This window comes from Corticimicrobacter populi (genome assembly GCF_003123725.1).
Classification (GTDB): Bacteria; Pseudomonadota; Gammaproteobacteria; order Burkholderiales; family Burkholderiaceae_B; genus Corticimicrobacter; species Corticimicrobacter populi.
On the sequence record NZ_QETA01000001.1, the window covers coordinates 807675 to 827714 of the forward strand.

Below are 20040 nucleotides of genomic sequence, written 5' to 3' on the forward strand. Positions count from 1 at the left end.
ATCCCAGATACACGCACGGCGACTTGCCCTAAACTGGTGAGGATGACCTGGGTTCAAAAGAACATCGGTTGCTGCGGATGCCCCGTCCGCAGATCCCACACGACAGGAGCTGATGCAATGAGCGGAACGCGTGTTTTTCTTTTCGTTGGCCTGGCCATGGCGGCAGGCATCGCCCAGGCGGCCAATCCCGCCTGCGATATGAAGGCTGCCGAAGTCGAGGCTCAGATTGCCCATGCGCGCCAGAATGGCAATGAACATCGACAGCGTGGCCTTGAACGGGCGCTGGCCAACCTGCGCGCCAACTGCACGGATGCAGGTTTGATCCGCGATATCCAGGAAGATATCGACGACCAGCGCGAGGATATTCTTGAGCTAGAGGAAGATCTGGCCGAAAAGCGAGCCGAGGGTCGTCAAGACAAGGTGAGGCGGATCGAGCGCAAGCTTGAGGAAGAGCGTGCCGAGCTGAGCGATCTGGAGGGGGAGCTGCAGTACCTCCAGGGGATTGCGGCCAAGCCATGACAAGTACCGCTCCCATGATCGCATCGCATCGCCACCACGGATATTGCCTGTGTGGTGCCGTCAAGCTGACTCTGGATATTGAACGCCCCACCCTGAGCGCATGCCATTGCAGCATGTGCCGACGCTGGGGCGGCGGACCTCTGCTGTCGGTTGACAGTCATGGTGTGCCAGCCCTGGAGGGTGAAGAACACATCTCTGTCTATGCCTCTTCAGAGTGGGCCGAACGGGGGTTCTGCAGTCGCTGCGGCAGCCATCTGTTCTACCGCCTGCGTGATGGCAACTGGTATTCGGTATCGCCGGGTCTGTTCGATGAGAGCGGCACCTGGCCGTTCGAATTGCAGGTGTTTGTGGATGACAAGCCGGATAACTATGCCTTTGCCAACAAGACCCTGGAGATGACAGGTGAGCAAGTCGTCGCCCTGTTCGCGAAATAGCGGCAAATAGCAGCAGGGCTGCATGGCAAGCAGTCAAGAAAATGGCCCGGCAAAAGCCGGGCCATTCTTGTATCTTGTGCGCGATCGCTGGATATGCGACCAACAGGCCGCACTTTTTGCATCAGGTCAGACGTAGGTGTTGACGTTGCGTCCCAGACTGCCTTCGGTGGCCAGAGACGGCATGGACTTCATGATGTCGGTGACGATCTGCGTTTGCAGATCCAGGGTTTTGCGCAGCATCAGCGTTTGAACTTCCTGCTGCGTGCTGGCGGCATTGAGCGTCTGTGCTGCGTTGACGGTGGAATCGATCGACATGCTCATGTACGGCTCCTCATGGGTCGGCTCTGTTACCCATGCATTCTATGCGCCACAGCTGGGTGATGCAATACCGGGAGGCTACGATAGGGGCTGGTTTTGTATCGTATTATTGCCGAGTCTTGCCGGTCGGGTTGTGTTCCTGCTGCTGCCCGTAGCGTTGCTGCATATAGCGGATCAGCTCTTTTTCCAAGGACGCAATCAGATGGGCAGATGCAGCATGCGGGTCCTTGGGAGATGATGTGGCCAGGGCAGGTTCTGTGTGATTGCGGTAGGCGTGCATGATGTGTCCCCGTCAAATGTGCTTCCGTCAAAATATATGACATATTGTATGGAGTCTCCTTACATCCTGGCGAGTCAAGGAGTGCAAAGTGCCATCCCGCTCTCGGGTAACATGGCGACCGCTGGTTTGCATTTCGCAGGCCTGATCCTCTCTGTGGCGGAATCTCATACATGACCAACCCCAAGCAAGGGCAGCAACGCGTTTTCATCGGGCTGCTGATTCTGGTGTCGCTGGCCTTCGTCTGGCTGCTGCTGCCTTTCTATGGTGCCATTTTCTGGGGCGTGATCCTGGCCTTGATCTTCCTGCCGCTGCATCGCTGGCTGATGGCGAAACTCAATGGCCGGGCGACACTGTCGGCGCTGTTGACGCTGCTGCTGGTACTGTTCCTGGTCATCATGCCGCTGAGTGGCATTGCGGCTTCGCTGATCAACGAAGTCATTAACCTGTATCAGCAAATCAAGTCGGGCGATCTCAATTTCGGCCTGTATTTCGAGCAGGCTGTCGCCGCCTTGCCGCCGTCTGCGCATCGCCTGCTGGGCATGCTGGGGATAGACGGCATTGCCGAGCTACAGGCCAAATTCTCCGCGCTGATCACCGGTGCCAGCCAGTTTCTGGCTACCCAGGCGCTGAATGTCGGGCAGAACACGGTGGATTTCATCATCAGCTTCTGCATCATGCTATACCTGCTCTTTTTCCTGCTGCGCGATGGTGTGGCGCTGTCGGATCGCATTCGCAAGGCCATTCCCCTGGATGAGCACCAGAAGCAGCATCTGCTGCTCAAGTTCACCACGGTAGTACGTGCCACCGTCAAGGGCAACGTCGCCGTGGCAGCGGTGCAGGGCACACTGGGCGGCCTGATCTTCTGGGTGTTGGGCGTCAACGGCGCACTGCTCTGGGGGGTGATCATGGGGTTCCTGTCACTGTTGCCGGCAGTGGGGGCCGCCTTGATCTGGGCTCCAGTCGCCATCTATTTCCTGCTGACCGGTGCCTATTTTGATGGCATCGTGCTGGCACTCTTCGGGGCGCTGGTGATCGGCATGGTAGACAACGTGCTGCGCCCGATCCTGGTCGGCAAGGATACCCGCCTGCCGGATTACATGATCCTGATCTCGACGCTGGGGGGGATGACCCTCTTCGGGATCAACGGCTTCGTGATCGGGCCGCTCATCGCAGCGCTCTTTGTAGCGGCCTGGGATCTGTTCTCGGGGCGCGAGGAAGAGCCCCGGTGACTTTTTCCGGTAGAATAACTCGTTTGCACATCTCAGATCTTCCAATCTCCACACTAACGGAATAGGTTTTACATGCAACCCGTGGTTGAAACTCTCTCCGGCCTCGAGCGCCGTGTCGAACTGTCGATTGCCCTGGCCGATATCGAAAAAGAAGTCCAGGCCGAACTGAAGCGCGCTGCGCGCAAGGCCAAGGCCCCTGGGTTTCGCCCCGGCAAGGTGCCCATGAGCATCCTTGAGCGCAGCCATGCCCCCGGCATCCGCTACGATGTGATCAACAGCAAGGTCGGCCAGGCTTTCGAGGCCGCAGTCGATGCAGCCAAGCTGCGCGTGGCCGGCATGCCCAGCCTCGAGCCCAAGACCGACGGTGACGACAAGGACACCCTGGCATTCGTGGCGACCTTCGAGGTCTATCCCGAAGTGACCGTGCCGGAAATCGGTGGCCTCAAGGTGACCCGTACGGTCAGCAACGTGGGTGATGCCGAGATCGAGCGCACCGTCGAGATCCTGCGCAAGCAGCGCGCCCGCTACGAAACCAGCGCCGATCGTGCCGCTCAGGACGGTGATCGCGTGATTCTCGATTTTGCCGGCACCATCGACGGCGTGGCCTTCGAAGGCGGCCAGGCACAGGACTTCCCGTTCGTGCTGGGCCAGGGCCGCATGCTGCCCGAGTTCGAAACCGCCGTGCGCGGCCTCAAGGCTGGCGAAAGCAAGGTATTCCCGCTCGACTTCCCGGCCGACTACGGCTCGGCTGAAGTGGCCGGCAAACAGGCCGAGTTCACCATCACCGTCAAGGAAGTGGCCGAAGCGCAACTGCCCGAACTGGATAGCGAATTCGCCAAGCAACTGGGCCAGGCCGATGGCGACATCGACAAGCTGCGCGCCGACATCCGCGAAAACATCGAGCGTGAAGCCAAGTCCCGCTCGCTGATGCGCACCAAGGGCAGCGTCATGGACGCCCTGGCCGGTGCTGCCACGTTCGACATCCCGCGTGCCCTGGTGGATCGTGAAACCCAGGATCGCGTGGCTGCTGCCCGTGAAGAACTCAAGCAGCGTGGCCTGCCCAATGCCGAAAGCATCGACATCCCCAAGGATGCCTTCGCTGCCGAAGCCGAACGCCGCGTGCGCCTGGGCCTGCTGGTATCCGAGCTGGTCAAGGCCGAAAACCTCAAGGCTGCGCCCGAGCAGGTGCGTGCCCGCATCGAAGAGTTCGCGCAGAGCTACGAGCAGCCCGAGCAGGTCGTGGCCTATTACCTGGCTGATCGCCAGCGTCGTGCCGAGATCGAAGCCATCGTCCTCGAGGACAATGTCGTTGATTTCGTGCTGAACAAGGCTGACGTCACCGAAGAAGACGTGCCCTTTGAAAAACTGATGGGAAGCAACTGACCATGCAGCGTTTTACCGATTTCTACGCGAGCATGCACGGCGGCAGCGCCGTCGTGCCGACGGGACTGGGTTATATCCCGATGGTGATCGAGCAGTCGGGCCGCGGGGAACGCGCGTTCGATATCTACTCGCGCCTGCTCAAGGACCGGGTGATCTTCCTGGTCGGGCCGGTCAACGACCAGTCGGCCAACCTGCTGGTCGCCCAGCTCCTGTTCCTGGAATCGGAAAACCCTGACAAGGACATTTCGCTCTACATCAATTCGCCGGGCGGTTCGGTCTATGCCGGCATGGCGATCTACGACACCATGCAGTTCATCAAGCCCGAAGTCAGCACGCTGTGCACGGGCCTGGCGGCCAGCATGGGAGCCTTCCTGTTGTCGGCCGGCACCAAGGGCAAGCGCTTTGCGCTGCCCAACTCGCGCATCATGATCCACCAGCCCTCGGGCGGCGCCCAGGGGCAGGCCAGTGACATCCAGATCCAGGCTCGCGAGATCCTGGATCTGCGCGAGCGACTGAATCGCATCCTGGCCGCCAATACCGGCCAGCCGATCGAGCGCATCGAGCTCGATACGGAACGCGACAATTTCATGTCGTCCGACGACGCGGCCAAATATGGACTGATCGACAAGGTCCTGACCTCGCGATCAGAAGAAAACTGAGTTTCGACTCGTCCAACCTAGACCATCAGATATATGTCAGACAAGAAGGGATCGGCCGACGGCAAGGCGCTGCATTGTTCATTCTGCAACAAGAGCCAGCATGAAGTCCGCAAGCTGATCGCAGGACCGTCGGTCTTCATCTGCGACGAATGCATCGAGCTGTGCAACGATATCGTGCGCGAAGAACTCCAGGCGGGCGTGCAGGAAGCCGTTCGCAAGGAGTTGCCTGCGCCGGTCGAGATCAAGCAGTTCCTCGACCAGTACGTGATCGGCCAGGATGCGCCCAAGCGCATGCTGGCAGTGGCTGTCTACAACCATTACAAGCGCATTCGCCACCGTGATGCCAAGGGTGATGATGTCGAGCTCTCCAAGAGCAACATCATGCTGATCGGTCCGACCGGATCGGGCAAGACCCTGCTGGCGCAGACGCTGGCGCGGATGCTTGACGTGCCGTTCGTGATGGCGGATGCCACCACGCTGACCGAGGCCGGCTATGTGGGCGAAGACGTCGAGAACATCGTGCAGAAGCTGCTGCAGAACTGCAACTATGACCTCGACAAGGCACAGCGCGCCATCATCTATATCGATGAAATCGACAAGATCACGCGCAAGTCAGACAATCCGTCGATTACCCGAGACGTATCGGGTGAGGGTGTACAGCAGGCACTGCTCAAGCTGATTGAAGGCACGGTGGCATCGGTGCCGCCGCAAGGCGGCCGCAAGCATCCGAACCAGGATTTCGTGCAGGTCGATACCACCAATATCCTGTTCATCGTCGGCGGTGCCTTCGATGGCCTCGAAAAGGTGATTCGCAACCGTACCGAAAAATCCGGCATCGGCTTCGGTGCGGCCATCCAGTCCAAATCGGATCGTTCGGCCGGCGAATTCTTCTCCGAAGTCGAACCCGAGGATTTGGTCAAGTTCGGCCTGATTCCCGAGCTGGTCGGCCGCCTGCCGGTCGTGGCCACGCTGTCCGAGCTCGACGAGCCGGCACTGGTCAAGATCCTGACCGAGCCGCGCAACGCCCTGGTCAAGCAGTTCCAGAAGCTGTTCGACATGGAAGGCGTCGAGCTGGACGTCGAACCCGAGGCGCTCAATGCCATCGCCCGCAAGGCGCTGCGTCGCAAGACGGGGGCTCGCGGCCTGCGTTCCATCCTGGAAGGCGCGTTGCTCGATGTCATGTACGAGCTGCCGTCCCTGCAGAATGTGGACAAGGTCGTGCTGACGGTCAAGGCCGTCGAAGAACCGGGAGCCTGCAAGCCGCTGCTGGTCTACAAGGAAGCGGGCGCGCAGGTGGAGCCACCGCCTGATGGCGATGCCAGTCCGGCACCGCTCCGACCAAGCGGTACTGCCGACTGATGCATGCCAGCAAGCCTGTCTTTTTTTGTGAAGACAGGCTTGATTTGTATGCGGACGCCCTCATATGCACACTATGCGTCCATTCATGGCTGTATGCCGCACAGGGTTATAGTGGCATCAGCCACAGGCCTCAGGTATTCTTGACAGCCTGATTTACCAAGGAATTCACATTATGTCAGCGAACCAGAACCAGACTCCGGAACTGACCACCTTGCCGCTGCTGCCGCTGCGCGACGTGGTGGTGTTTCCGCACATGGTCATCCCGCTGTTCGTGGGACGCCCGCGCTCCATCCGCGCACTCGAGGCGGCCATGGAATCGGGCAAGAGCATCATGCTGGCCGCCCAGAAGTCCGCCACCAAGGATGACCCGACTCCCGAGGATGTCTACGAAATCGGCTGCATCGCCAGCATCCTGCAGATGCTCAAACTGCCCGACGGCACCGTCAAGGTTCTGGTCGAAGGCAGCCAGCGTGCCCGTGTGCGCAGCATCGACAATGCCGAAGACTATTTCCGCTGCGTGGTCGAGCCGGTCGAGGTCGATAGCGAGCCTCAGGCCGAGATCGAGGCCCTGCGCCGAACCGTGCTGGCTCAGTTCGACCAGTACGTCAAGCTCAACAAGAAGATCCCGGCCGAAGTCCTGACCTCGCTGACGGGCATCGACGAACCCGGCCGTCTGGCCGACACCATCGCTGCGCACCTGCCGCTCAAGCTCGAGCGCAAGCAGGCCATTCTCGAGATCGTGCCGGTAACCGAGCGCCTTGAGGCCCTGCTGTCGCAACTCGAAACCGAGATCGACATCATGCAGGTCGAAAAGCGCATTCGCGGTCGCGTCAAGAAGCAGATGGAGAAGAGCCAGCGCGATTACTACCTCAACGAGCAGGTCAAGGCCATCCAGAAGGAACTGGGCGAAGGCGAGGAGGGTGCCGATCTCGAGGAACTCGAGAAAAAGATCGCTGCCGCGCAGATGCCCAAGGAAGCCCGCAAGAAGGCCGATGCCGAGCTCAAGAAGCTCAAGCTGATGTCGCCCATGTCGGCCGAGGCCACCGTGGTGCGCAACTACATCGACACGCTGATCGACCTGCCGTGGCGCAAGAAGAGCCGCGTCAACAATTCCATCGGCAACGCCCAGACAGTGCTCGATTCCGACCATTACGGTCTGGAAAAGGTCAAGGAACGCATTACCGAATACCTGGCCGTGCAGCAGCGCGTGGACAAGGTCAAGGCTCCCATTCTGTGCCTGGTCGGCCCTCCGGGCGTGGGCAAGACCTCGCTGGGTCAGTCGATTGCCAAGGCCACCAACCGCAAGTTCGTGCGCATGGCCCTGGGTGGCGTGCGCGACGAGGCCGAGATCCGTGGCCATCGCCGCACCTACATCGGTTCCATGCCGGGCAAGATCCTGCAGAACATGAGCAAGGTCGGCGTGCGCAATCCGCTGTTCCTGCTCGACGAGATCGACAAGCTGGGCATGGATTTCCGTGGCGATCCCGCTTCGGCGCTGCTCGAAGTGCTGGATCCGGAACAGAACCACACGTTCCAGGATCATTATGTCGAGGTCGATTTCGACCTGTCCGACGTGATGTTCGTGGCGACCAGCAACACGCTCAACATCCCGCCGGCATTGCTGGACCGGATGGAAGTCATTCGCCTGTCGGGTTACACCGAGGACGAGAAGATCAATATCGCCCGCCAGCATCTGTTGCCCAAGCTGCTCAAGAACAACGGCGTGCGTGAGGATGAGCTGACAATCGAGGACAGCGCACTGCGCGATATCGTGCAGTACTACACTCGCGAGGCGGGTGTGCGTGCGCTTGAACGTGAAGTCGGCAAGGTCTGCCGCAAGGTCGTCAAGGAATTGCTCCTGCTGCAGGAAGAAAGCAAGGGCAAGGACAAGCCGGCGGCGGCTCGCGTGGTCGTATCGGCCGAGAACCTCGAAAAGTATCTGGGCGTGCGTCGCTACACCTTCGGCATGGCCGAAAAGGAAAACCAGGTTGGCCAGGTTACCGGTCTGGCCTGGACGGAAGTCGGCGGTGACCTGCTCACCATCGAGGTTGCCGACATGCCCGGCAAGGGCGTGATCCAGCGGACCGGTTCGCTCGGCGACGTGATGAAGGAATCGGTTGAAGCAGCCCGCACCGTGGTGCGTTCGCGCGCCAAGCGGCTGGGCCTGGCTTCCACGCTGTTCGACAAGCGCGACATGCACGTGCACGTTCCGGAAGGAGCCACGCCCAAGGATGGCCCGTCTGCGGGTATCGCCATCACCACGGCCATCGTGTCGGCGCTGTCGGGCATCCCGGTGCGTGCCGATGTGGCCATGACGGGCGAAATCACGTTGCGTGGCGAAGTGCTGGCCATCGGCGGACTCAAGGAAAAGCTCCTGGCGGCCCATCGCGGCAGCATCAAGAAGGTGCTGATCCCCGAAGAGAACGTCAAGGATCTGGCCGAGATCCCGGACAACGTCAAGAATTGCCTGGAAATCGTGCCGGTCAAGTGGATCGACCAGGTGCTGGAGCAGGCGCTTGAGCGTATGCCCGAGCCCCTGAGCGACGAGGCCGAGGCGGCTGCGGTGGCCGCCGCTGCCGAAGCTGCGCGCGCTGCGTCCAGCGAAGCCGGCAACGCAATCAAGCACTGAACGCCATGATCCGCGACATCGTCAGGATGGGCGAGCCGGTGCTGCTGCAGCAGGCTCGCCCGGTCGAGGTGTTCGACAGCCCCGACTGGCGGGCACTGGTGCGCGACATGTTCGACACCATGCGCTCGGCAGGCGGGGTGGGTCTGGCCGCACCGCAGATCGGCATCAGCCTGCAACTGATGGTCTATGGTTTCGAGCGCAGCGAACGCTATCCGGATGCGCCGGCAGTGCCGCTGTCGGTGCTGTGCAACCCCGTGATCACGCCGCTGTCAGAAGACATCGAAGAAGACTGGGAGGGCTGCCTGTCCATTCCCGGCCTGCGCGGCAAGGTGCCGCGTTTCGCGCACATTCATTACCAGGGTAGGGATGCCGAGGGGCGCGTCATCGAAGGCGAGGCACATGGCTTTCATGCACGGGTGATCCAGCATGAGCACGATCACCTGATTGGCCGCCTGTATCCATCCCGTATCCGCGATTTCGATCATTTCGGCTTTACCGACGTACTCTTTCCCGACCGACGCGACTGAAGGATTTTTACCATGCGCAGCATGAGCAGAATGGTGCGGGCTCTGCTGCCCGCCGTATTGGCGGTGGCCTCTGCCCCCGCCTGGGCCGACGACATGGATACGGCTGCCTGCCTGCAGCAATTGCGGCCCCAGGCTGTGGCCAACGGTGTTTCCCTGGCGGATTTTGATCGCTATACACAAGGGGCCACGCTGCTGGCCTCGACAGTCAGTTCGGCCCGGCGCCAGCCTGAAGGGCGTGAAGCCTGGTGGGATTATCTGGCCAAGACGGTCGATGACGAGCGTATCGCCGATGGTCGTGCCGTGCTGCAACGTCCCGACCTGACGCAGCCGCTGCAGGATATCGGCCAGCGTTATGCCGTCGATCCGGCTGCGCTGGTGGCGATTTTCGGTATCGAGAGCAATTATGGTCGGCAGATGGGCCGTACCAAGGTGCTGGATGCCTGGCTGACCCGGGCGTGCACCGAGCGCAATCCGCTCTGGAAAAAGAACGTCTATGCCTCCATCCGGCTGTTGCGCGATGGCATCGTGCCCGAGGAGGGCTTTGTCGGCTCCTGGAGCGGGGCATTCGGCATGACTCAGTTCATCCCGACCTCGTTCTATGAGTTGGCAGCCGATGGCGATGGTGACGGCCATATCGATCTCTACAATTCGTTTGCCGACGCGCTGGCCTCCAGCGCCAGTCATCTGCGCAAGCGGGGTGTACGCTGGGCGCACAACGTGCCACCGGTGATCGAGGTGAGCCTGCCGGCTGCGCTGGCACAGACCTTGCCCGAGCGTCCGGATGCCGAAGTCCTGAACAAGGAATTCCGCACCCTGGCCCAATGGCGCGATGCGGGCGTCACGCAGGCAACCGGTGCCGATCTGCTGCAAAGCGCCTGGCATACGGGAAGTGAAATCTCGGCCAGTACGCTGGGCGCAGAGCCGGCCAATCTGTTCGCACCGGCTGGCCGCAATGGGCCGGTCTTTCTGACGACGGGCAATTTCAATTCCATCCTGCACTACAACCAGTCGCGTCGTTATGCGCTGGCGGTCAGCCTGCTGGCCAACAGCCTGCAGGGCCAGCAGGTGCTGGTACACGACTGGCCGACCGACGATGGCGGCCTGTCGCGTGCCGAGATCCGTCAGTTGCAGCAGTGGCTGCTCGACCGGGGCCACGATGTGGGTACCCCTGACGGTATTCCCGGCCTGAAGACACGCGAGGCCATCAGTGCAGAACAACAACGTCTGGGATTGCCGGAAGATGGCCGCGCAGGGCGGCGCGTTTACAATGCGCTGGCGCCACAATAACGGATATCCAAAACATGACGGAAAGGTTGTACATCGAGTCCCTGGACCTTGAGGCCCGGGGCATCGCCCATCGCGACGGCAAAGTGATCTTCGTCGAGGGCGCATTGCCCGGCGAGACGGTCGAGGCCAGCATCACCCGCCGCAAACCCTCCTACGAAAACGCCCGCACCGAAGCCGTGCTGCGTGCCTCCTGTATGCGCGCGGCACCCCGTTGCCCGCACTTCGGCGTCTGTGGTGGCTGCGTGATGCAGCACATGGAGCCCGAGGCCCAGATCGCCATCAAGCAGCGGGCGCTCGAAGACGCCTTCTGGCACGTCGGCAAGCTGCGTCCGGCCCAGGTACTGCCGCCCATGCAGGGGCCGGCCTGGGGCTATCGCTATCGTGCCCGGTTTTCGGTGCGCAATGTGCCCAAGAAGGGTGGGGTGCTGGTCGGTTTTCACGAGCGCAAAAGCAGCTACGTGGCCGATATGCGTGAATGCCATGTGGTGCCGCCCGCCGTGTCTGCGCTGCTGATGCCGCTGCGCGCGCTGATCGGCAGCATGTCCACACCGGATCGCCTGCCGCAGATCGAAGTGGCGGTGGGCGATGACGTGATTGCTCTGGTGCTGCGCCATCTGGAGCCGTTGACCGATACGGATATCGCCAGCCTGCGTGCCTTTGCTGCCGCGCACAAGGTGCAGTGGTGGCTGCAGCCCAAGGGGCCGGATACCGTGCATCCGCTGGAGCGTGAACATGCTGACAGCCTGAGCTACAGCTTGCCCGAATTCGGCCTGCGCATGCCGTACCGGCCCATTGATTTCACGCAGGTCAATTTCGGCATCAATCGGGTGCTGATTTCGCGTGCCCTGGGCCTGCTGGATGTGCAGCCGGAAGATCGGGTACTGGATCTGTTCTGTGGCCTGGGCAACTTTACCCTGCCGCTGGCCACGCGCGCCCGCGAGGCCGTAGGGGTCGAGGGCAGCGCCACGCTGACAGCACGTGCAGGCGATGCCGCTGCGCGCCACGGGCTGGCCGGCAAGACGTCTTTTGCGACGCTCAACCTGTTCGAGATCAATGTGGACTGGCTGCGTGACCTGGGTCACTTCGATCGCATGTTGATCGATCCGCCGCGTGAAGGGGCAGAAGCGGTATCGCGTGCTCTGGCGGCGCTTGAGCCGGAAGAGCGGCCCAAGCGGATTGTGTATGTCTCCTGTAATCCCGCGACCCTGGCTCGTGATGCTGCCATTCTGGCGCATGAGGGCGGCTATCGCCTGCTCAAGGCGGGAGTCGTGAATATGTTCCCGCATACGGGGCATGTGGAGTCGATTGCGGTGTTCGAGCCGGGGGGGCACGAAGCGTGTCTTGCCGGTTGAGGGGGATGAGGCTGTGGTTGAGGTTTCTGAGGCGGCTTAGGCTTTTTGGGGCTGCTGTTCTCGCTGCTAAGACGCCGAGGGTGGTCAGCCCCTATCCGGTCGCCTGCGCAATGGTCTGGCCCCTGGCGCGGCCAGACTTCCCGGAGATCTGCGATGCAGGCGGGCGGCGGAAAACTCGGGCTGCGCCCTCAGACAATTCCGCCTTGTTTCCCGCCTGCATCGCAGATCTCCGGCATTGCACAAAGCGACCGGATAGGGGCTGACCACCCTCGGCTCATGGCTGCGTTGAGCGTTGGCAGGGAGGGGTTGTTGTGGCGGATGGTTTGTATAAGTGCCCATCAATAGTCATGGCATGAAAATTGGAGCAGTGGACTTTTAATCCGTTGGTCGAGGGTTCGAGTTCCTCAGGACACACCGGAATTTCTGTTTTATATCAAAAACTTGCTGATTCTTCAGCAGGCCTTTTTTCTTTGCGTCGGTACAAAAGTTGCGCTGCGGTACAGTTTCGGTACAGTGGCCCTACGCAGACACTGTACCGAAGCACTATGGCCACCCTTGTAAAAACACCTTCTGGCACATGGAAAGCCGTCATCCGTCGCACCGGCTTTTCCACCACCATCAAGACATTTCGCCTGAAGCGCGATGCGGAAGACTGGGCGCGGCGCACCGAAGATGAAATGGTGCGTGGCCTGTTCATCCAGCGTGCGCCTGCCGAGCGGCAAACCTTCGCCACCGCCATGGAGCGCTACCTGGACGAAGTGACGCCCACCAAGCGGCCCATGACGTAGAATGCCGAGCGCAAGCGCTCGACGGCGCTGGTCAACTTCTTTGGCAAGTATTCGCTGGCAGGGATCACGCCCGATATGGTCGCTACCTTCCGCGACCGGCGCTTGTCGGGTGAAGATCGTTGCGTGGATGGCGTGCCGCAGCCTCGCGCCGCCAACACCGTGCGTTTGGAGCTGGCACTGATGGGGGGTTCTACCCCGATTAAACGGACGCCTCTAAAAGATCGGAAAACTGCTGGTCAATCCTGGCAATTCTGCGCCGCATACGCGGATTATGGAAGCATTCAATGTAGTTGAATACATCGGCCCTGGCGACATCCATCGTCCGGTATGTCTTGCGATTGACTCGCTCACGTTTGAGCATGCCAAAGAATCCTTCGCAGGCCGCGTTGTCGCCACAATGGCCCACAGCACTCATTGAGTAGATCAGCCAATTGCGTACCAGCAACGCCTGATAGTCACCACTGCGAAATTGGCTACCTCTATCCGAGTGCAGAATAACTCTGCCAACGCCTTGGCGTTGCCAAATAGCCATCTCCACTGCACGCATCACCATCTGACGATCCTGGCGGTGATGCATCGACCAGCCAACCACCAATTTGTTGTACAGATCCAGCACGATGCACAAGTAAAGTACGCCCTCTCCGGTTTTGATCTCCGTAATATCCGTCACCCATTTGGTCTCTGGCTCTTGCGCACTGAAGTCTCGCGCAAGAATATTCTCGACCTGAGGCATCGGTGTTTCCTGCTTCCCACGCTGCCCCCGTTTTCTTCTGCGCGGCCAGCCCTGAAGACCATCGCCGGCCATCAAGCGTGCAATGCGATTCTTGCTGGCCGTCTCTCCTCGCTCCACCAGGTCTTCATGCATGCGAGGAGCCCCTAACGCGCCTTGGCTATCTGCGTGTATCTGACGAATGAGGATGAGCAAGCGCTGGTTTTCCTTCTGGCGCGTGCTGACCGTGCGCAATAAGCAGTCATAAAAACCACTTGGTGATACCCGCAGCAGACGACACATCATTCGGATGGGAAACTCATGGCGACAACGCTCGATGGCCTGATATCTCAGGACGACTCCCTGGCAAAGAACGTTGCCGCTGCGCGCAAAAAATCCCTCTCCTTCTGAACTCGGGCCAACTCCCGCTTTAGTCGCACTACTTCCTCATCACGCGCAGCTCCACTACCAATAAAGGTCTTGGAGGCTTGCGTATCAGCCTCCCGCTTCCAGCGAGAGAGCAAGTCCGAGGCTATACCCAACTCCCGAGCGACCTGGGCACAACTGACATCCGACCGGCGCACCTGTTCAACCGCTCCCGCTTTGAATTCGGCACTGTATTTCTTGCGTTTCATCACTCACACTCCTTTGCGTCCTGTATGACGCGTTTCTGAAGTGTCCGTCTTAACGGGGTAGAACCCCAGGCATCGAATCGTCCGTGGCAGCCGTGGCGACAGTTACGACAATGCCCTGGCTGAAACCATCAACGGGTTGTACAAGGCCGAACTGATTCATCGCCGAGCTCCCTGGAAAACCAGGGCTGCCGTGGAATTGGCAACGTTGGAATGGGTCGTCTGGTACAACCATCAACGTCTGCTCGGGTCCATCGGGTACATTTCTCCTGTACAGGCGGAAGAGCTCTATCACCGTACCCACTCTGACGCTGAGTCGATGAACGCTGTACCTTAACCACACAGCCTCCTCGATTCCCGGAGCAATTCAGTCCACGGGTCCGTCTATTAGGTAGTTAGGTCGCTAAAGAGGGTATATGGATCGTCCACAAGAAACAATGCTAAACGCGGGCCTGATTTTTATATATTCGATCTGGCTTCAGGGACAGATGTCAGATCTCGTCATCCTCAAGAAAAATCCGGAACTGATAGCAGATTTTGTAGCTGACCCAGGCAAAATTCCTGCCGCATATCACGAACTACGAGTCAGCTACTGGGAGCGCCAGTTCGGAGATGTAAAGAGAGAGTTCTTGGAGGTGTTCTCTGATCAGCTCACAGAACAAGAGCTCAAAGAAATAGACGAGATTTATCACGTTCGAAATATGATCGGCCATGCCCATGTATCAGGAGGTCGTGATTACATGCTCTATCGGCCTAGTAATTCCCGCAAGGAGACAGAGATCCTTGCAGCACTCAATATAAAGTCAATTCCTGATCAGGCAGATCCGATGATCATCATGCTGCCCTTTGGGGAGCCAGAAGTGTTCAAGTCCCTGTCTGAAAAAATAGAACACCTTGATCAAGTTTGTTTTGCAAGGTTAGCAGCATCGCTTCGGGTGCCGCATGGTCGCATTAGGTAGGTCGCGGCCTAACAATTCATTCAAGCCGAACCCGCTTCGCGGGTCGGCTTAATTCCAGAGTTGAACGCCCGCTACTGGCCGTTTGCAGACAGTGTGCCTAGTACGCACCCTCGGTACACTCCCGGTACACCCATCCGTTTTCACCGCCTCACTAAAACTCCGCTAACCTACTGTCACCAAAATACTTTCCCCTCTCATTACCTCCGTACCCCTACACCCCATTCCCCCAAGCACCACCTTTCCATCACAAACTTTTAATCCATTGCTCCAAAGGTAAAACTCCAAAAAAATGGCCTGCGCATCTTGTACGCAGGCCATTTTTGTACATCAGCTACTGTGTATCAGGGGAATCCCCTTGCGAGTCAGGATCAACCCTTGCCGTGCAACTCCAGAATACGCTTGGCCTCAAAGCGCACCCGTTCCGGGGCCGTGCCGCCGATGTGCTTGCGCGCAGCGACCGAGCCTTCCAGCGTCAGTACGGCGTGTACATCGGACTCGATGGCAGGGTGGAAGGCGCGCAGTTCATCCAGGCTCAGGTCGGCCAGGTCGCAGCCGCGCTGTTCGCATTCGCGTACGGCCAGGGCCACGACTTCGTGGGCATCGCGGAAAGGCGTGCCGCGCTTGACCAGGTAGTCGGCCAGGTCGGTGGCGGTGGCGTAGCCCTGCAGGGCGGCGGCGCGCATGGCTTCGGGCTTGACGCTGATGCCCGGCACCATGTCGACGAAGATGGTCAGCGTATCGCGCAGCGTGTCGACCGAGTCGAACAGGCCTTCCTTGTCTTCCTGGTTGTCCTTGTTGTAGGCCAGCGGCTGGCCTTTCATCAGGGTCAGCAGGGCCATCAGGTGGCCGTTGACCCGGCCTACCTTGCCGCGTGCCAGTTCAGGGACGTCGGGATTTTTCTTCTGCGGCATGATCGAGCTGCCGGTGCAGAAACGGTCGGCCAGTGTGATGAAGCCGACGCGGGGGCTCATCCACAGGACCAGCTCTTCGGACAGGCGCGAGATATGCGTCATGACCAATGCAGCAGCGGCGCAGAATTCGATGGCAAAATCGCGGTCGGATACGGCGTCGAGCGAATTGCGGCAGACTTCTTCGAAACCCAGGGTACGGGCCACGCGCTCACGGTCGATGGGGTAGCTGGTGCCGGCCAGGGCGGCGGCACCCAGCGGCAGGCGGTTGACGCGGCGGCGGCAGTCCTGCAGGCGCTCGGCATCGCGGCCAAACATCTCTGCATATGCCAGCAGGTGATGGCCGAACGTGACGGGTTGTGCCACCTGCAGGTGGGTAAAGCCGGGCAGAATGGTGTCGGTGTGCTGCAGTGCCGTGGTAGCCAGCGCGTGGCGCAATTCGCCCAGCAGTCCGATCAGGACGTCGATCTCGGCACGCAGCCACAGGCGGATGTCGGTGGCGACCTGGTCGTTGCGCGAACGGCCGGTATGCAGGCGCTTGCCGGCATCGCCCACCAGTTCGACCAGGCGCTTTTCGATATTGAGGTGCACATCCTCGAGATCGAGCAGCCATTCGAACTGGCCTGCCTCGATTTCGGAGAGGATCTGCGTCATGCCGCGCTGGATGTCCTGCAGGTCCTGCGTGGAGATCACGCCGACGGCCGCCAGCATGTCGGCATGGGCCAGCGAACCCTGGATATCATAGGGAGCCAAGCGCTTGTCGAAGAAGACCGAGGCGGTGTAGCGCTTGACCAGATCCGAGACGGGTTCGGAGAAGCGGGCCGACCAGGCCTGGGCCTTGTTGTCAAATTGATTCTGGGTGGATGCAGGCGTATTGGACATGCGGGGATGGATAGCAATTAAAATGGCGCGATTCGCGAAACCACGATTCTAATACGGTTGGCTGCATGGAGTCCCTGAAATCAAATATGGTCGAGCTGGAAACATGGATCCAGTCGCTGACCGCCCACCTGCCCGAGGCCCACTGGATGCAGGCCTTGTTGGCGCTCGGCCTGATCGTGCTGGTGTCTTTCATGATCCGGGTGGCAGGTGCCTATATCCTGTCTGCCGTGGCAAACCGGCTGTTGACCCTGGCCGGGCATCGCAACTGGGACCGTGCCTTCCGGCGTGCCCGCAGCTACCGCTATGCGGCCATTACCGCTGGCTGGCTGGCCGTTGCCGTGATGAGCATTCTGCTGCCGCATTACGCGCAACTGGAAACACTGCTGCATCGCGTCAGCCTGGCGCTGTTCTGGATCTATGTGATCAAGACCCTGCGCACGGTCCTGAGCGCCTGGCAGGAAACCTACGCCGCCACCACCCGGGCGCAGACGCGTTCCATCAAGGGCTATCTGCAACTGGGCAAGATCGTGCTGCTGGGCGTCGGTGCGGTACTGGTGATCTCGGTGCTGACCGACCGCTCGCCGATCCTGATGCTGTCGGGGCTGGGTGCGATTTCGGCTGTGCTGATGCTGGTGTTCAAGGATACGCTGCTGTCTCTGGTGGCCAGCACGCAACTGACCAGCAACGACATGCTGCGCATCGGCGACTGGATCGAAATGCCGCAGTCCAACGCCGATGGCTTCGTCATCGATATCGCGCTGCATACGGTCAAGGTGCAGAACTGGGACAAGACCGTCACCACCATCCCGACCTACAAGCTGTTTTCTGAACCCTATCGCAATTGGCGCTACATGTTCGAGTCGGGCGGGCGGCGCATCAAGCGCACGGTGCGCATCGATGCGACCAGCATCCGTTTCCTGACCGATGCCGAATGCGACGACCTGCAGCGTTTCAGCCTGCTGGAGTCCTACCTGGGTGACAAGCGCCGGGCGGTCGAGCAGACCAACCTGACGCTGGGCGAGCGCGCCCATGTGCCGGCCAACCGCCGGCGCCTGACCAATATCGGCACTTTCAGGGCTTATGTGCTGGCCTATCTGCAGCGCCACCCGGAAATCAAGCATCATGATGTCATCACCATGGTGCGGATGATGGAGCCGCAGTCCGACGGCGTACCCGTCGAAATCTACTGCTTTACCGCGCTGACGGCCTGGGTCGACTACGAGCGCATCCAGGGCGATATCTTCGATCACATCCTGGCGCTGCTGCCCGAGCTGGGCTTGCGCCTCTACCAGACGCCTACCGGGCATGACATGCGCGGCATGGCGGATGGCATATCCCAATCGCAGGCGTGGCGGCACGCACTGCATGACGAACAGGAGAACCCGGCATGACGCATGCCATCACAGTGGCGCTGGCGCAGATCAATCCGGTATTGGGCGATCTGGCCGGCAATGCGGCCCGTATCCTGGCGGTTGCCCACCGGGCCCACGGGGCAGGCGCACGGGTATTGCTGACCCCCGAACTGGCACTGACCGGCTATCCCCCCGAGGATCTGTTGCTGCGCCCGGAATTCCTGCGACGTTGCGAGGCGGTTCTGGCCCAATTGACTGCCGATCTGGCAGGGTTGCCCGATCTGAGCGTGGTGGTGGGTACGCCGTTGCGAGTGGACGACAGACTGTTCAATGCCGCTGTCGTCTTGCGCGAGGGTGCGCGTATCGGCTGGTATGGCAAACAGGCCTTGCCCAACTATGGCGTATTCGATGAGCAGCGCTATTTTGCTGCCGGCACACAGGCCTGCCTGTTCGAGGTGAGTGGGCTGCGCTTTGGCGTCAACGTCTGTGAAGACCTCTGGGCGGGCGGCGCACCGCGCCAGGCGGTGGCGCAGGGCGCACATGTTCTGCTGGCACTCAATGCCTCGCCTTTTGATGCAGGCCACTGGCAGGCACGCCACGAACATGTGATGCAACCCGTGGCGGCACTGGGCGTACCGCTGGTCTATGTCAACCTGGTGGGTGGGCAGGATGAACTGGTCTTCGATGGTGCTTCGTTCGTGCAGGATGCTGCAGGCACGCCGCATATGGTGCTGCCGGCATTCGGCGAGGCGCTGGGGCTGGTGGATTTCGATGCACAGGGGCACGTGCAGGGGGGCCGTGTGCTGACGCTGGACGGCGAGGACTGGTCCGCTGCCGCCGCAACGGCAGTGGCCGTGCTGCAACCCGGTTCGCAATTGCCGGACTACCGCGCTGATTCGACCACTACCCGTCAGGCCGCAGAACAACAGCCTCCCGGCAAGACCGATGCATATTGGCCCGATGACAACGGCGTTGCACTGTCCGCAATCTGGCAGGCGCTGGTGCTGGGCGTGCGCGATTATGTCGAGAAAAATGGCTTCAAGGGTGTGCTGCTGGCGTTTTCAGGGGGCATGGACTCCGCGCTGACGCTACTGCTGGCGGTGGATGCGCTGGGGCCGGAGCGTGTGCGTACCTACATGATGCCGTCGCCCTATACCTCGGACATGTCGCTGGACGATGCCAAGGATATGGCACGGCGGGTGGGGGTGCACTACGGGGTACTGCCCATCGCCCCGATGATGGATGCCTTTGAGTCAGTGCTGGCCCCCGAGTTTGCCGGCCTGACCCAGGATGCCACGGAAGAGAACATCCAGGCACGCTCACGCGGCGTGCTGATGATGGCGCTGTCCAACAAGACCGGCTGGCTGGTGCTGACCACCGGCAACAAGTCCGAGTTCAGTACCGGCTACTGCACGCTGTATGGTGACATGGCCGGAGGGTTTGCCGTGCTCAAGGATGTGCCCAAGACCCTGGTGTACAGCCTGGGGTGGTGGCGCAATGGTCTCGATGGCCCGCCGCCGATCCCGGAGAACATCCTCACGCGCGCGCCTTCGGCCGAACTGCGCCCGGGGCAGACCGACCAGGACAGCCTGCCGCCCTACGAGGTGCTGGATGGGATGATTGCCCGCTACATGGAGCAGGACGCCTCGGTGGACGATCTGCGCAAGGCCGGTTATGTCCAGGCCGATATCGACCGCTTTACCCGGTTGCTGCACCTGAACGAATACAAGCGCCGCCAGTCCCCGCCGGGACCGCGCATCACGCCACGGGCCTTCGGTCGCGACTGGCGCTACCCGATCACCAACCGCTTCCGCGATAATGGCCAGGGCTGATC

Annotated in this window: 17 protein-coding genes and 2 pseudogenes; 15 read left to right on the plus strand and 4 right to left on the minus strand. The window is 60.6% G+C overall.

Annotated features, from left to right (window positions below; translation table 11 throughout):
• Positions 1-117 precede the first annotated feature (117 nt).
• A complete protein-coding gene (locus DD235_RS03855) occupies positions 118-519 on the plus strand; it encodes a DUF1090 domain-containing protein (RefSeq protein WP_109060689.1) in 402 nt (133 codons plus the stop codon).
• Positions 516-953: a GFA family protein gene (locus tag DD235_RS03860; RefSeq protein ID WP_239990018.1), complete on the plus strand. Its 438-nt coding sequence runs from the start codon at positions 516-518 to the stop codon at positions 951-953. The genes DD235_RS03855 and DD235_RS03860 overlap by 4 nt, the downstream gene beginning before the upstream one ends.
• A 126-nt stretch (positions 954-1079) precedes the next feature.
• On the opposite strand, the gene DD235_RS03865 is transcribed toward DD235_RS03860, so the two are convergent.
• Both DD235_RS03865 and DD235_RS16795 read right to left on the minus strand, forming a co-directional pair.
• Positions 1080-1274, minus strand: coding sequence for a putative motility protein (locus DD235_RS03865; RefSeq protein WP_109060691.1), 195 nt, complete (start codon positions 1272-1274; stop codon positions 1080-1082).
• Positions 1275-1377: 103 nt separating this feature from the next.
• The gene (locus tag DD235_RS16795) at positions 1378-1551 is read right to left on the minus strand and encodes a hypothetical protein (RefSeq protein WP_155574606.1); all 174 of its coding nucleotides are present in this window, start codon (positions 1549-1551) and stop codon (positions 1378-1380) included.
• Positions 1552-1721: 170 nt separating this feature from the next.
• Here DD235_RS16795 and DD235_RS03870 point away from each other — a divergent pair, with 170 nt between their 5' ends.
• The 9 genes and pseudogenes from DD235_RS03870 to DD235_RS16955 form a co-directional block, all read left to right on the plus strand.
• Positions 1722-2780: an AI-2E family transporter gene (locus DD235_RS03870; RefSeq protein ID WP_109060692.1), complete on the plus strand. Its 1059-nt coding sequence runs from the start codon at positions 1722-1724 to the stop codon at positions 2778-2780.
• 72 nt (positions 2781-2852) lie between these two features.
• The gene (tig, locus tag DD235_RS03875; protein WP_109060693.1) at positions 2853-4163 is read left to right on the plus strand and encodes a trigger factor; all 1311 of its coding nucleotides are present in this window, start codon (positions 2853-2855) and stop codon (positions 4161-4163) included.
• Positions 4164-4165: 2 nt separating this feature from the next.
• Complete coding sequence (gene clpP / locus DD235_RS03880; protein WP_109060694.1) at positions 4166-4822, plus strand: ATP-dependent Clp endopeptidase proteolytic subunit ClpP; 657 nt, start codon at positions 4166-4168, stop codon at positions 4820-4822.
• A gap of 33 nt (positions 4823-4855) precedes the next feature.
• Entirely contained in the window at positions 4856-6181 is a 1326-nt protein-coding gene (gene clpX / locus DD235_RS03885; RefSeq protein WP_109060695.1) for an ATP-dependent Clp protease ATP-binding subunit ClpX, read from the plus strand.
• Between the two features lie 172 nt (positions 6182-6353).
• On the plus strand, positions 6354-8810 hold the full coding sequence (gene lon / locus DD235_RS03890; protein ID WP_109060696.1) for an endopeptidase La: 2457 nt from the start codon (positions 6354-6356) through the stop codon (positions 8808-8810).
• Positions 8811-8815: 5 nt separating this feature from the next.
• Positions 8816-9337 (plus strand): peptide deformylase, encoded by a 522-nt coding sequence (gene def, locus DD235_RS03895; RefSeq protein ID WP_109060697.1) that lies wholly within the window; start codon positions 8816-8818, stop codon positions 9335-9337.
• 12 nt (positions 9338-9349) lie between these two features.
• Positions 9350-10624 (plus strand): lytic murein transglycosylase, encoded by a 1275-nt coding sequence (locus tag DD235_RS03900; RefSeq protein ID WP_109060698.1) that lies wholly within the window; start codon positions 9350-9352, stop codon positions 10622-10624.
• A 14-nt stretch (positions 10625-10638) separates the two neighbouring features.
• Positions 10639-11976 (plus strand): 23S rRNA (uracil(1939)-C(5))-methyltransferase RlmD, encoded by a 1338-nt coding sequence (rlmD, locus tag DD235_RS03905; RefSeq protein WP_109060699.1) that lies wholly within the window; start codon positions 10639-10641, stop codon positions 11974-11976.
• A 545-nt stretch (positions 11977-12521) separates the two neighbouring features.
• Positions 12522-12950, plus strand: a pseudogene (locus tag DD235_RS16955) (site-specific integrase); the annotation flags it as partial.
• Between the two features lie 13 nt (positions 12951-12963).
• Here the strand turns inward: DD235_RS16955 and DD235_RS03915 are convergent.
• Positions 12964-14111, minus strand: a protein-coding gene (locus DD235_RS03915; protein ID WP_109060700.1) for an IS3 family transposase whose coding sequence is annotated in 2 segments (ribosomal slippage) — positions 12964-13871 and positions 13871-14111 — 1149 coding nt in all. Because the reading frame shifts where the segments join, the coding sequence is not laid out codon by codon here.
• An 82-nt stretch (positions 14112-14193) separates the two neighbouring features.
• On the opposite strand from DD235_RS03915, the pseudogene DD235_RS03920 reads away from it, so the two are divergent.
• Positions 14194-14442: pseudogene (locus DD235_RS03920) on the plus strand (integrase core domain-containing protein); the annotation flags it as partial.
• A gap of 79 nt (positions 14443-14521) precedes the next feature.
• Complete coding sequence (locus DD235_RS03925) at positions 14522-15064, plus strand: hypothetical protein (protein ID WP_146193416.1); 543 nt, start codon at positions 14522-14524, stop codon at positions 15062-15064.
• 368 nt (positions 15065-15432) lie between these two features.
• Here the strand turns inward: DD235_RS03925 and argH are convergent, their stop codons facing one another.
• A complete protein-coding gene (gene argH, locus DD235_RS03930; RefSeq protein WP_109060702.1) occupies positions 15433-16854 on the minus strand; it encodes an argininosuccinate lyase in 1422 nt (473 codons plus the stop codon).
• A gap of 65 nt (positions 16855-16919) precedes the next feature.
• On the opposite strand from argH, the gene DD235_RS03935 reads away from it, so the two are divergent.
• Complete coding sequence (locus DD235_RS03935; protein WP_420810439.1) at positions 16920-18245, plus strand: mechanosensitive ion channel family protein; 1326 nt, start codon at positions 16920-16922, stop codon at positions 18243-18245.
• Complete coding sequence (locus DD235_RS03940) at positions 18242-20038, plus strand: NAD+ synthase (RefSeq protein WP_109060704.1); 1797 nt, start codon at positions 18242-18244, stop codon at positions 20036-20038. Before DD235_RS03935 ends, DD235_RS03940 begins: the two co-directional genes overlap by 4 nt.
• Positions 20039-20040 lie beyond the last annotated feature (2 nt).

Coding starts and splice junctions, on each gene's coding strand:
- rlmD (WP_109060699.1), top strand. CDS start 10,639: ATGACGGAAAGGTTGTACATCGAGTCCCTGGACCTTGAGGCCCGGGGC.
- DD235_RS03865 (WP_109060691.1), bottom strand. CDS start 1,274: ATGAGCATGTCGATCGATTCCACCGTCAACGCAGCACAGACGCTCAAT.
- lon (WP_109060696.1), top strand. CDS start 6,354: ATGTCAGCGAACCAGAACCAGACTCCGGAACTGACCACCTTGCCGCTG.
- DD235_RS03855 (WP_109060689.1), top strand. CDS start 118: ATGAGCGGAACGCGTGTTTTTCTTTTCGTTGGCCTGGCCATGGCGGCA.
- tig (WP_109060693.1), top strand. CDS start 2,853: ATGCAACCCGTGGTTGAAACTCTCTCCGGCCTCGAGCGCCGTGTCGAA.
- DD235_RS03860 (WP_239990018.1), top strand. CDS start 516: ATGACAAGTACCGCTCCCATGATCGCATCGCATCGCCACCACGGATAT.
- DD235_RS03935 (WP_420810439.1), top strand. CDS start 16,920: ATGGAGTCCCTGAAATCAAATATGGTCGAGCTGGAAACATGGATCCAG.
- def (WP_109060697.1), top strand. CDS start 8,816: ATGATCCGCGACATCGTCAGGATGGGCGAGCCGGTGCTGCTGCAGCAG.
- DD235_RS03940 (WP_109060704.1), top strand. CDS start 18,242: ATGACGCATGCCATCACAGTGGCGCTGGCGCAGATCAATCCGGTATTG.
- DD235_RS16795 (WP_155574606.1), bottom strand. CDS start 1,551: ATGCACGCCTACCGCAATCACACAGAACCTGCCCTGGCCACATCATCT.
- clpP (WP_109060694.1), top strand. CDS start 4,166: ATGCAGCGTTTTACCGATTTCTACGCGAGCATGCACGGCGGCAGCGCC.
- DD235_RS03925 (WP_146193416.1), top strand. CDS start 14,522: ATGGATCGTCCACAAGAAACAATGCTAAACGCGGGCCTGATTTTTATA.
- DD235_RS03870 (WP_109060692.1), top strand. CDS start 1,722: ATGACCAACCCCAAGCAAGGGCAGCAACGCGTTTTCATCGGGCTGCTG.
- clpX (WP_109060695.1), top strand. CDS start 4,856: ATGTCAGACAAGAAGGGATCGGCCGACGGCAAGGCGCTGCATTGTTCA.
- DD235_RS03900 (WP_109060698.1), top strand. CDS start 9,350: ATGCGCAGCATGAGCAGAATGGTGCGGGCTCTGCTGCCCGCCGTATTG.
- argH (WP_109060702.1), bottom strand. CDS start 16,854: ATGTCCAATACGCCTGCATCCACCCAGAATCAATTTGACAACAAGGCC.